This is a genomic window from Streptomyces sp. NPDC045695 (genome assembly GCF_056432025.1).
In genome coordinates this window covers 130,317-142,114 of sequence record NZ_JBWKJU010000019.1, presented here as the reverse complement: position 1 = coordinate 142,114, position 11,798 = coordinate 130,317, and the positions used below count along the sequence as shown (strand labels likewise).

Here is an 11,798-nt window from a genome sequence, read left to right as displayed (position 1 = left end):
ACGGAACCGGCGACCCCATCCAGGTCCACGTGACGGCCACCCCCGACGGACTGGCCCTCACCGTGATCAACCGAACCGGCGCACGCACGCGTACCTTCCCGACCTCCGGCCACGGCCTGTCCGGACTGGCCGAACGCGTCCGACTGCTCCACGGCGAATTCCACTCCGCCCCGGACGGACCGCACCACTGGCGCCTCGCCGTCCAGCTGCCCGTACGGGGGGCCGCGTGAGCGGATCGGACGCGGGGAACGGCACGGCCGGCACCGCGGACACGGGCCCCGCAGCCGTCACCGGCCCCGCCGTCACCCTGCTGATCGCGGACGACGACGAGGTGACCCGCAGCGGCCTGCGCATGCTGCTCTCCGCACAGCCGGGGATCACGGTGGTCGGCGAGGCCGCCGACGGCATCGAGGCGGTCGAACGGGCGGGCAGCCTGCGGCCGGACGTGGTCCTGATGGACGTCCGGATGCCGCGCCTCAACGGGATCGACGCCACCCGCCGGCTCCTGTCCGAAGCGGCCGACCCGCCGAAGGTCGTGGTGATCACCACCTTCGAGAACGACGGATACGTCACCGCCGCCCTCAGTGCGGGCGCCAGCGGCTTCGTCCTCAAGCGCCTCCCGGTCCGCCGGATCGCCGAGGCGGTCCGGGTGGTGGCGGCGGGTGAAGCGGTCCTCTTCCCGGCCGCGCTCGGCCGCATGGTCGCCCCCCGCCCGCTGGGCTCCGCCGAGGCCCTGCCGCGGGCCGCCTTGACCGGCCGGGAGGAGGAGGTGCTGCGCCTGATGGCCACGGGGCTGTCCAATCCGGAGATCGCGCAGTCCCTCACGGTGAGCCTGGAGACCGTCAAGACCCACGTCGGAAGCGTGCTGACCAAGCTCGGCGCGCAGAACCGGACCCACGCGGTCGTCATCGCGTACGAGTCCGGTCTCGTGGTCCCGGGCTTCGCCGGCTGACCGGCTTCCGCGCAGGGGGCGTCGGGACATCGGACCACGGTGCGCCTGAGCAGGCGTCAGCCGGTCACCCCGCTTGACAATGCGTCATGCACCTGACAGCAGTGGCTCTGCACCATTCCAGGAACGGCACGCCACCCCGAAGGAGCGATCAGCGCATGACCGACCCTGAGAGCGCGGGACACGACTACGACGTCGTCATCAGCGGAGCCAGCCTCGCCGGCAGCGCCGCGGCCATCCTGCTCGCTCGACGCGGTGTCCGCGTCGCCCTGCTGGAACGCCGCTCGGACCCCGAGGCGTACAAGGTGCTGTGCACCCACTCCCTCACGGCCAACGCCTACCCGGTGCTGGACGGGCTCGGCCTCATACCCGCCCTGGAGAAGGCGGGAGCCGTCCGCAACACGGCCCGCTGGTACACCCGCTGGGGCTGGATCGAGCCGAGGGCGGCGCCGGAGGGTCCCGAGCTCCCGTACGCGTACAACATCCGGCGCAGCACCCTCGATCCGTTGACCCGGTCCCATGCGGCGCAGACCCCCGGCGTCGACCTGCTCCTCGGTCACCAGGTGAACGGGCTGATCCGGGAGGCCGGGCGGACCGTGGGAGTGCGCGCCTCGACCCGCCAGGGCGATCGGCAGATCCGGGCCCGGCTGGTGGTCGGCGCCGACGGCAAGGACTCGGCCGTGGCGAAGTTGGCCGGGGTGCCCGCCCAACTGCACGAGAACGGGCGGTTCGGCTACCTCGCGCACTTCCGCGGCCTTGCGCTGCCCGGCCAGAGCGCCCACACCTGGTTCCTCGAACCCGACATGGCCTACGCGTTCCCCAACGACGACGGGGTGACGGTCGTCGCCGTGCTTCCCGACAAGAAGCGGCTGCCGGCCTTCCGGGAGGACCTGGAGGGCAGCTTCCTCGCCTTCGTCCGCGCCCTGCCCGACGCGCCGGCCATCGACTCCGCCGAGCGCATCACGAAGATCATCGGCTTGGTCGACTACCCGCTCCACAGCCGCCGGCCGACCGCCCCGGGCCTCGCCCTCATCGGCGACGCCGCCCTCACCGGCGACCCCCTGTGGGGGGTGGGATGCGGGTGGGCCCTGAAGTCCGCGCAGTGGCTGGCAGAGGCGGTCGCCCCGGCCGCGGCCGGTCGGGGCGACCTCGACGGGGCGCTCGCGGTGTACGCACGCACGCACCGGCGCCGGCTGCGCGGTCACCAGCAGCTGGCCGCCGACTTCGCCACGTCTCGTCCGTTCAATCCCGTGGAGCGGCTGATGTTCTCGGCGGCGGCGCGCGACGCATCGCTGGCGCGCCACATGCACCGGTTCGGATCCCGCCTGATCGGTCCGCTCCGTTTCCTGAACCCCGTGGCCCTGGCCCGGGCTTCGGCCGTCAACCTCAGGCATCGCGCAGCGCCTGCGCGAGCGGGCGGTGCGGACGGCCGCTGAGCTCCGACGGGTCGCCGGCGCACGGGAGGCGCCGGCGAACGGGAGGCACGGCCGGTCAGCGCGAGGCGCGGCCGGTCAGCGGGACGCGCGGTCGGTCAGCGCGAGGCGCGGCCGGTCAGCGGGACGCGCGGTCGGTCAGCGGGAGAGGGACGCGAGGCTCGCCAGCAGGTGTGCGGACTCGGGGTGGTGGAAGTCGGAGTGCGAGCCCGCCGGGGACAGGCGGCTCACCCGGCTGCCCCGGAAGCGCCAGTCGGCGTCGACGTTGACGATGCGGTGGTCGAGCAGGCGGCGCGTGTACGGCTCGTCGACCGTCAGCATCCGCGTGGAGTACTGCGGCACCGGGGCCGTGCCCACCCCGGAGTGGCCGATTCCGGGAGCGCCCTCGGCCCTCAGGTGCCAGAAACCGGTGGCCCGGTCCCACCGGGAGTGGGTCAGGACGAGCGGTCCTTGCAGAGGTGCGGCGGGCCGCTCGTCCGTGGGGAACAGTGCGGGGAACATCGTGTCGAAGCTGTTGCGCGGCGCGGCCATCTGGAAGACGAGGGCGCTGTCCACCGTGAACGGCCGTCGCGGGTCGGCCGGGTTGCGCCAGCCGAGCACCCGGGGCCCCGACGGCGTATCGGCCGCCCCCTGGACCGCTTCGCACAGGAACCGTCCGCCGAAGGAGTGCCCGAGCAGGTGCAGGTACTGCCCGTTGCGGTTGCGCAGCACCGCGGCGTCGGTGGGATCCGTCCGGTGCGCGTCCAGGTAGCCCAGCAGATGGCCCAGGACGTGGCCGGCCTGTCCGGTCCCCGGCTTGCTCATGGCGTGCGCGCGTTCCCGGATCCGTCGGTAGCCGGCGGGGCCCGGCAGGCTGGAGGACGGCCAGCAGACGACCACGCACCACGGCCGGTACCCGGCGGCGAGCCCGGGGTAGAGGTCCGGCCGTGCGGCGGTCAGCTCCTGGGCCTGGCGCAGCAACCGGGTCGCACTGCGCGCCGCGGTGTGCGCGGGGGTCTGCCAGCCGTGCACGTAGACGTACACGTCGCTCGCCCGTTCCGGGATGCGCACCTCGCGGGCGAGGTACTCGGCCAGCCGATCGGGGCGGACGGGCGCCGAGGCCCCGGCCGGAATCAGCCTGCCCTTCTCGTCCAGGTGTACGACGGTCGGCGTCACCGCCGGAGGCTGCGGAGACCGCGGGGGCCGCGGGGGCTGCTTCACTGTGCTTTCTCCAGTCTGCTGTCGATGCCGCAGTACACCGAGTAGGCCAGGCCCAGCGGGTTGTGGAAGCGGTCGGCGTACCAGCGGACCAGCCCCAGAGTGATCTCCCCCGCCGTGCTGTCCCCGCTGAGATAGCGGTCCAGGAATTCCAGGGCGTACTCGGAGGCGAAGATCTGGGGTATGTCGAACTGCGGCCCGATGACCCCGTCCGCCCCCAGGTTGACCAGCGCCGCGCCGAGGTGTTTCATCCCGGGCTCCGGAGCCGTCTGACCCGTGTGACAGGCGTTGAGCAGGACGAAGGGGCGGAAGAGCGCGTCGCCGGACGCGGTGTGCCGACGGCGTTTGAGCAGGACCAGATCGGCGTCGATGGGCTGGCTGTCGGAGAGTTTGACGGCCAGGTGGGGGTGGGGCGATCCGTTCTCCACGAAGGCGCCGTGGCACCAGAAGTACATGACGTCGTCGTGCAGGACGGGCGCGGCGAGATCGCCCAGCAGCTCCTCCGAGTCGGTCCGCACCGTCAGCTGGGAGCGTTCCTCCAGCAGCTTGCGGACGTCGGGGGCCCGGCCGACGGTGTCGAGCATCACGTCGGTGTTGAGGCTGGTGACGGGGAGCGCACGGGCCAGGACCTCGCGCTGGGTACGGGGAAAGGCCTGCGCACCGGTCTGCTCGACCTGGTGCCGGTAGCCGAGGAACCCCTGGAGGAGCGGGGCCCCTTCGGGCGGCGGGACGGCGAGCATCGGCCACGGCAGGTGCAGGTCCGAGTCGAACGAGACGCGCAGCCCCTCCTCCCCCGTGAGCGTGCCCACCAGGAAGGCGCGCAGGTCGGTCATCGCGCGGTCCGTTCCCTCCAGCAGGCGCTCCAGGAGGTACTGCCCCTCGTCGGCGAGCTCCTGCGTCAGACGGTGGGACAGCTCGGCGTGCGCCGACAGGTCCACCTCGTCGCTGAAGGGGTGACCGCCCGCGGGCATGCCGTCCGCGTCCAGCGGCTGGTAGTGGACCAGCCGGCTGCTCCAAAGGCTGCGCAACCGGGCCGCTGCCCGCAGGAGTTCGCCCCCGGAGACGGTGAGGTAGGCGTTCGGCGTGCCGTGGTACGGAGTGCGCTGCGAGGTGCGGAAGGCCGACAAGTGCAGCCGCTCGGGGCTGTGCTGGCGGAGCATCACCACGAGGTCGAGGGGCGGCTTGGTACGCACCGGACTGTCGGGGCGGCGCTGGCGCGGGGGCAGCGCCGTGAAATCGAGCGACGGATTGTGGAGCACGTCCACGGAGAGCTCTCGGGTCACTGCTCACTTCCTCCTGCGGCCACGTGCGTCGCACGCGTCATGGGAACCGTCGTCCGCCGTCACGTCGATGCCGGCTTCCACGTCCTGGAGTACGACGCCCATGTCCCGGTCGTACACGGTGAGCCGCAGGCGGTGCTCGCCGGGCTCGGACGCCGTGAAGACGAAGACGGCGGGCCGGCCTCCCGAGACGTACTCGGCGACCGCGGGCTCCACCGTCGCCGCCGAGCGGGTCGCGGCCACCAGGAGCAGCAGGGGCAGGGGCTGTGACGGCGACGGCCCCGCCTGTCCGGGCGGCTGCTCCGTCCGCGCCCGCGGCTCGTCGGACCCCGCCCGCCCGGTCTCCCGCTCCCCGGACCGTTCCAGGCGGACCTCGACGCCGACCGCCGCCCCGACGCTCACCTCGTCGGCCAGCAGCCGTAACCGCACCGTCCACGACGGGTGGGACGCGGCCAGCCGCTCCCGTACCTCCCGGAGCCGGGGGTGGTCGCGTCCCAGCACCCTCTCCCAGGCCGCCGTGAGACGGGCGCCCGCCACGGGGCCGTCGCCGGCGCCGGCCGCGGCGCGCGCGAGGAACAGGCCGGTGCGGCTCTCCAGCGTGTCGGGGTGCGTCTCCCCCAGGACCTGCGCGCGCCCGTCGGTGATCGCCGCGAACAGCGCCACCGCCCGCTCCCAGTCGCCCGCCTCCCCGTAGGCACGGGCGAGCGCGTCGACGGCGGTGGGGTGGCTGCGGTCCTGCATGCGGTCCCGGTACGCCATCACGGTGGCCAGCGCGCCCGGCCCGCGCTGGTGGGCTTCGCCGACGCCCCGCGGCGTGTCGGGGTGGCCGAGGCCGAGGATCCGCGAACGGTCGGCGATGACGCTCTCGAACAGGGCGATCGCACGGTCGGCGTCGCCCGCCAGCAGACACGCGTAAGCCAGTCGCTCGCGGCTGGCCAGGGCCTCCTCGTGATCGGCTCCGAGCGCCCGGACGTGGTCGTCGGCCAGCCGCTCGCACCGGGAGACCGCGTCGTCGGACGGGCCGTCGGGCAGCGTGGCGAGGCACAGGGCCAGCGCGCTGCGGACGTCCAGGGTGTCGAGGTGGCCGGGGCCGTGCACCCGCAGGCAGTCGTCGACCAGCTCTTCGTACAGCGTCACGGCCCGGGCGTGGTCCCCGGCCTCCCGGCAGACGAGGGCCAGGTTGGAGCGGCTCGTCAACGCGTCGGGGTGGTCCGCGCCCTGGATCCGCCGGCGGTCCGCGACGAGCGCCTGGGCCTCCCGCAGCGCCGTCCCGTACTGCCCCAGCAGCCGGCGGGTGATGGCCAGTCCGCCCCGGCACGCCAGCGTGTCGACGTGTTCGGCGCCCAGCACCCGTACGGTGTCCTCCAGCACCTCCTCGTACAGCTCCAGGGACCGCCGGTACTGACCGGCGTGCCGGTGCGAGAAGGCGAGCCATTGCCGCGTGGCGAGCGTGTCGGTGTGGTCCGCGCCGAGGACCCTGCCGCGGTCCGCGACCAGTTCCTCGTACAGGGCGAGGCAACGGGGGTAGGAGCCGGCCATGCGATGGGCGTTGGCCAGCTGCTGCCGTGCCCGGAGCGTGCTGGGGTGGTCGGGGCCGTGCACCCGGCGGGAGTCGTCGGCCACCGTCCGGTACAGCGCGACCGCACGGGCCGGGTCGCCCGCGTCGCAGCACGCGTTGGCGAGGTTGGACCGGCTCACCAGCGTGGCCGCGTGGTCCGCGCCCTGGATCCGGGTGCGGTCCGCGACCAGCGTCTCCATCTCCCGCACCGCCGCGCCGTACCGCCCCGCCTGCTGAAGGGCGAAACCGAGGCCGTTGCGGCACAGCAGGGTGTCGACGTGGTCCGCTCCCTGCATCCCCACCAGGTCCGCCAGTACCTCCTCGTACAGCTCCACCGCCCGCTGGTGCTCACCGGCCGCGTTGAGGGCACCGGCCAGATCCCGGCGGACGCCGAGGACCCGCCGGTGCCGGGGGCCGTGGATCCGGGTCAGGTCGGTGATCAGCCGCCGGAACACGTCGACGGCCTTGCGGGGTGCGTCCGCCTGCCAGTGGGTGTGGGCGATGTTCGTGCGGCTGGTCAGGGTGGCGGCGTGGTCCGCGCCCTGGATGCGGGTGCGGTCGGCGACCAGCGCCTCGTACTCCCGCAGGGCGTCGGCGTACCGGCGCGAGGCCAGCCACGTCCCGGCCAGCACTTCCCGGGTGAGGAGGGTGTCCGTGTGGTCCGCGGCCCGTACGCGGAGCTGGTCGCTCAGCAGGCTCTCCAACAGCGGGCCGACGCGATCGTGTTGCTCGGCCGCCCCGCGGGCCAGGGCCAGGTCCAGCCGCACCCGGAAGGTGGTGGGGTGGTCGGCGCCGTGCACCCGGCGGCAGTCCTCGGCCAGCTCTTCGTACAGGGCGACGGCACGGGCCTGGTCACCGGCGTCACGGCAGGCGTAGGCGAGGTTCGACCGGCACACCAGCGTGGCCGCGTGGTCGGCCCCCTGGACCCGTGTGCGGTCCGCGACCAGCGCCTCGTACTCCCGCACCGCCTCCGCGTACCGCCCCGCCCTCTGGAGGGCGAAACCGAGCCCGTTGCGGCACAGCAGGGTGTCGACGTGATCGGCGCCGCGCACCCGCGCGGACCGTTCGACGAGCCACTCGAACAGGGTGACGGCGCGGTGGTGGTCCCCCGCCTTGCGGTAGGCCTCGGCGAGGTTGTCGAGGGTCTTGAGCGTGCGCGAGTCGTCGGGCCCCTGGACCTGCTCGCGCTCCTCGGCCAGCTCCGCGAGCAGTTCCGCGGCCCGGCGGGCGTCTCCCTCGTCGCACCACGTCAGCGCCAGGGACTCGCGGGCGTCGAACACGTCGGGGTGCCGGGGGCCCTGGACGCGCACCCGGTCCGCGATGAGCCGCTCGTCCAGCGCCGCGGCCCGCCGGTGGTCGCCCGCGCGGCGGCACACGAAGGAGAGCCAGGCCCGGATGTTCAGTACGTCGGGGTGGTCGGGCCCCAGTGCCCGGGTGTGGTCCGCGAGGAGCTCCTCGAAACCGGCGAGGGCTCCGGCCACGTCACCGGCCAGGTCGCGCGCGTAGTTGAGGCCGATCCGCGCACCGCGGGTGGCCGTGTGATCGGGGCCCAGGACGCGGGTGCGGTCCGCCACCAGGGCGGTGAACTCGGCCACGGAGGCGTCGAACCGTCCCGCGAGCCGCAGGATGTACGCCAGCGCGCTGCGGCTGTCCAGGGTGTCGGGATGGTCGGCGCCCAGCACCCGCGCGCGGTCGGCGACGACCGGCTCGCACCACGCCATGGCCTGGGCGTAATCGCCCGCCTTGCGGTACATGTAGGCCACGCTGTCGCGCGCGTCGAGGGTGGCGGGGTGGTCGGCGCCCTGGGTGCGCGTGCGGCGTGACACCAGCGCCTTGAGCAGCCGCACGGCCCGCGCGTACTCCTTGGCCGCGCCATGGGCGAAGGCGAGGCTGTCGCGCGTCTTCAAGGTGGCCGGATGGCTCGCGCCCTGGATCCGCGTGCGGTCGGCCACCACCTCGCGGTACAGGGCGATCGCGCGCTGGTGGTCGCCCAGTTCGCGAGAGGCGGAGGCCAGCTTCTCGCGGTCGTCGAGGGTGGCCCGGTGGTCGGGGCCCTGGACGCGCGCACGGTCCGCGACGATCGTCTCCAGCTCCCGCACCGCCCGCCGCGCGTCGCCGGCGCACTGGCGTGCGTACGCGAGGTCGGCCCGGGTCCCGATCGTGTCGGGGTGCTCCGCGCCCAGGAGCCGTGCGCGGTCCGCGGCGATGGACTCCAGTGCGGCGATCGCCGCGGCGAAGTCCTTGGCCACCCGGTGGGCGTGCGCGAGCCAGCCACGGCTGGTCAGGGTATCCGCGTGATCCGCGCCGAGGACGCGGGCCCGGTCGGCGATCGCCTCCTCGTACAGCAGAACGGCTCGCTGGTGGTCTCCGGCGTCCAGGCACGCGTAGGCGAGGCTGCTGCGGCTGTCGAGCGTCGGCGCGGCGTCGGCACCGGACAGGGCGGTACGGTCGCGCACCACGGCCTCGTAGTCCGCGACGGCCCGCCGGTGGTCGCCCGCCGTCTGGCGGGCGTACGCGAGGCCGTCGCGGCTGTCGAGCGTGTCGGGGTGGTCCGGGCCGAGGACGCGCGTGCGGTCCGCGACGACCGCCTCGAACTCGCGGACCGCCACCTGGTGGTCGCCGGCCTTGCGCAGCGCGTACGCGTAGGTGTGCCGGGTGGCGAGGGTGGCGGGATCGTCGAGGCCGAGCAGGCGGGCCCGGTCGGCGATCAGGCTGCGGCACAACTGCACCGCCTTCTGGGGGTCGCCGTCCGTGCTCTGCACGTCGGCGAGGGTGTCGCGGCTGTCGAGGGTGGCCGGGGCGTCCGGCCCCCGCAGCTGGGTGAGGCCGTCGACCACGGCTTCCATCAGGGTGACGGCGAGCGTCTTCTGGTCGCGCTCGATGAGCTCCCGTGCGGCCCGTTCGTAGAGCCGGACGGTCTCCTCGCGGGGCGGCCGGCCGGGCGGAGGCGCGGCGGCGGCCAGGGCCTGGATGTGGGGCAGGATCTCCTGCCAGCGTGCCTGGACCGGGCCCTCGGTGCGCGGCCCCTCGGGCAACGCCTGCACGAGGGCCGCCTCGGCCCACTCACGGCCGGTCCTCAGCAGGGAGGCGCGGCCGCTGGCGTGCGCCGGGCCGGACGCCGGGACGGAGCTGCGCAGCGTGGTCTGGACGAGCCGGTGAACGGTGACGTCCTGGTCGGTGAGCGTGATCAGGTTGTAGTCGGCGAGCAGCCGCAGGGCCGTGCGGACCGCGGCTACCCGCGCGCTGCGCGGCCGCGTGTCCAGCGGTACCGAGAGCGCTGCGAGCGGCACGGCCTCGGGGGCGTACCAGGCGAGCGTGTGGAGCAGGGTGGCCGCCAGTGGGGCGGTCCGCTCCAGGGTCCGGAAGGTCGTGCGCCAGATCCGGGCGATGGTGCGGTCGGCGTCCTCTCCGCGACCGGCGGCGTCCAGGACCCTGGTGGGGGCCTGCGCGAGGAGGGCCCGGTACGCGGCGAAGGTCATGCGGTTGTGCCGCAGGTAGGCGCCCGCCTGCGCGAGCGCCAAGGGCAGGTGGCCGAGCTCCGTGGCCAGGGCGTCGGCCTCGCGGATCTGCTGCGCGGTCGGCTCCCCGTGGGGCATCGCCAGGCGGCACAGCAGGTTCACCGAGGGCTCGGCGGCGAGCACGTCGATGCGCAGCGCCTGCGCGCCCTCGCGCCAGCCGTCGGCGCGGCGGCTGGTGACGAGTTGGTGCCCGTGGCCGTGGAGGCGGCCGAGGTAGGGGTTGAGGTCGGCGGGGCTCTCGGCGTTGTCGAACACGAGGAGCCAGCCGTCGTGCGACTGGAGCCAGAGGATCGCCCATTCCGTCTGCTGGTCGGGCAGTGCGCGCAGGGCCCAGCTCGGGTGGAGCAGGACCGCGAGGTCGGCGAGGGCGGCGTCCACCTGTTCGCGGCTCTCGGCGACGATCCACCAGACGAGGGTGTAATCGGTCCGGTGGGTGCGGGCGTACCGCAGGGCGAGCGAGGTCTTGCCGACGCCGCCCAGGCCGTGCAGCGTCTGCGGCTGGGTGATGATCCCCTCGCCCAGGCGCAGGGCCCGCTCGATGCTCGCCACGTCGTCGGTCCGGCCGACGAAGGTCTCGGTGCCGCTGAGCGGCAGGTTGTCCATGCCCGGTGGGGCGTCGATCGTGGTGGCGGCGGCGACGGCTTCGGGCGGGACGCTGGCCCGGCGCTCCGTGTGGGGGTTGCCGTTGGCTTCGGCCGGCGCCTGTGAGCGGCGCCCCATGAGGACGTCCGAGTCGGGCTGTTCGGCCGCCCTCCACTGGTGTAACCGCTCAGCCGTGATCACATGGCCCCCCTTGCCGCGCTCGTCCCCGAAGCCGTCAGGGCGTCGAAGCCGTCAGGGCTCCTCGAAGCCGGCGGGGCTCCACGAACGCACTCCCCTCGGCATACTAACGAGGAGCCTGACGTGGTGTCATGGGTTCTGCGGCGCGGTGCTCCCCCCGTGATCCGCCGGGGCGTGGATGCGGCCGTCGCGCAGTTCCACGACCCGGTCGGCGAGTTCGATCAGGTGGGGGTCGTGGGTGGCGACGAGGACGGTGACGGACTGGCTGTGCACCACGGCGCGCAGCAGCTCCATGATCGACCGGCCGGTCTCCGAGTCGAGCTGGCCCGTGGGTTCGTCCGCGATGATCAGGTCGGGGTCGTTGGCCAGGGCGCGGGCCACCGCGACGCGCTGTTGCTGGCCGCCGGAAAGTTCGCCGGGGCGCTGCTCGGCGTGGTCCGCGAGGCCGACCAGGGCGAGCAGGGTCCGGGCGCGTTCCTCGCGTTCCTTGGCGGGGACGCGGCGCAGGCGCATGGGCACGCCGACGTTCTCGGCGGCGGTCAGGACGGGGATCAGGCCGAAGGACTGGAAGACGAAGCCGATGCGGTCGCGGCGCAGGGCGAGCAGGTCCGGCTCGCCCAGCGCCGCCAGGTCGGTGCCGTCGAGGGTGATCCGGCCGCCGGTCGGGGTGTCGAGCCCACCGACGAGGTTCAGGAGGGTGGTCTTGCCGGAGCCCGACCGGCCGCGGAGCGCGGTGAGTTCGCCGCGGCGGACCTCGAAGGAGACGCCGCGCAGGGCGTGGACGGCCTGCGGTCCGCGGCCGAAGCTGTGGTGCACGTCGTCGACGACCACGATCGGCGTGCCGTCGCCCCCGCGCCCCGGCGCAGTCGTCGCAGTCGATGTGGCCGGTGGGGCCGATGCGCCTGGCGCGGCTTCTTGATGATCCTTCATGGTCCGTGCTCCCCCGTCGAGTTGTCCGCCGGGTGCCCCCGGGGCCGGGTGCCGCGCATTCCGCGCGCCGCAACCTTCTGATCGCATTTGCGCATCCGTCGCACCATTCACGCAAGCCCCTTCCCTCCATCGATCAAATCTGAAAACATCGTC

Annotated in this window: 6 protein-coding genes and 1 pseudogene; 3 read left to right on the top strand and 4 right to left on the bottom strand. The window is 74.0% G+C overall.

Translation table 11 applies throughout. From position 1 onward, the window contains the following. The 3 genes and pseudogenes from AC07DU_RS27025 to AC07DU_RS27015 all read left to right on the top strand — a co-directional run. Positions 1-230 (top strand): annotated as a pseudogene (locus tag AC07DU_RS27025) (sensor histidine kinase); the annotation flags it as partial. Next, on the top strand, positions 227-952 hold the full coding sequence (locus AC07DU_RS27020) for a response regulator transcription factor (RefSeq protein WP_479114133.1): 726 nt from the start codon (positions 227-229) through the stop codon (positions 950-952). The pseudogene AC07DU_RS27025 and the gene AC07DU_RS27020, both read left to right, overlap by 4 nt. Before the next feature lie 155 nt (positions 953-1,107). After that, positions 1,108-2,385: an NAD(P)/FAD-dependent oxidoreductase gene (locus AC07DU_RS27015; protein WP_479114131.1), complete on the top strand. Its 1,278-nt coding sequence runs from the start codon at positions 1,108-1,110 to the stop codon at positions 2,383-2,385. A 135-nt stretch (positions 2,386-2,520) separates the two neighbouring features. Here the strand turns inward: AC07DU_RS27015 and AC07DU_RS27010 are convergent, their stop codons facing one another. From AC07DU_RS27010 to AC07DU_RS26995, 4 genes are all read right to left on the bottom strand, one after another. Then, positions 2,521-3,537, bottom strand: a complete 1,017-nt coding sequence (locus AC07DU_RS27010; protein ID WP_360900831.1) for an alpha/beta hydrolase family protein — start codon at positions 3,535-3,537, stop codon at positions 2,521-2,523. A gap of 41 nt (positions 3,538-3,578) precedes the next feature. Further along, positions 3,579-4,862: a CHAT domain-containing protein gene (locus AC07DU_RS27005; protein WP_479028021.1), complete on the bottom strand. Its 1,284-nt coding sequence runs from the start codon at positions 4,860-4,862 to the stop codon at positions 3,579-3,581. Between the two features lie 3 nt (positions 4,863-4,865). After that, a complete protein-coding gene (gene fxsT / locus AC07DU_RS27000; protein WP_479114129.1) occupies positions 4,866-10,718 on the bottom strand; it encodes an FxSxx-COOH system tetratricopeptide repeat protein in 5,853 nt (1,950 codons plus the stop codon). Between the two features lie 126 nt (positions 10,719-10,844). After that, positions 10,845-11,645 (bottom strand): ABC transporter ATP-binding protein, encoded by an 801-nt coding sequence (locus AC07DU_RS26995; protein ID WP_479114127.1) that lies wholly within the window; start codon positions 11,643-11,645, stop codon positions 10,845-10,847. Between the last annotated feature and the right edge of the window lie 153 nt (positions 11,646-11,798).